Origin of the sequence: Domibacillus sp. 8LH (assembly GCF_038806185.1) — a bacterium.
In the GTDB taxonomy this organism is placed as follows: Bacteria; Bacillota; Bacilli; order Bacillales; family Domibacillaceae; genus Domibacillus; species Domibacillus indicus_A.
In genome coordinates this window covers 1-229 of record NZ_JAVJNG010000381.1, presented here as the reverse complement: position 1 = coordinate 229, position 229 = coordinate 1, and the positions used below count along the sequence as shown (strand labels likewise).

Here is a 229-nt window from a genome sequence, read left to right as displayed (position 1 = left end):
AATCAGAACCACCACGCCCGCACCCAGCACAAACCCGGCAATCGAGCCGAAGTCCAGCCAACTGCCCATAAATCCACGCTTACGGTCCGGCGAATATTCCGCGACAAAAATCGACGCCCCGGTGTACTCTCCGCCGACCGAGAATCCCTGTGCCATCTTACACAGCAGCAGCAGAATCGGCGCCCAGATACCAATTGAGGCATACGAGGGAATAAGACCGATACAGAAG

1 protein-coding gene is annotated in these 229 nt (G+C 56.3%); it reads right to left on the bottom strand.

The window, feature by feature from the left end; translation table 11 throughout:
• Positions 1-229, bottom strand: a 229-nt coding sequence (locus RG959_RS25095) for an MFS transporter (protein ID WP_342799397.1), incomplete at both ends; no start/stop codon positions are given.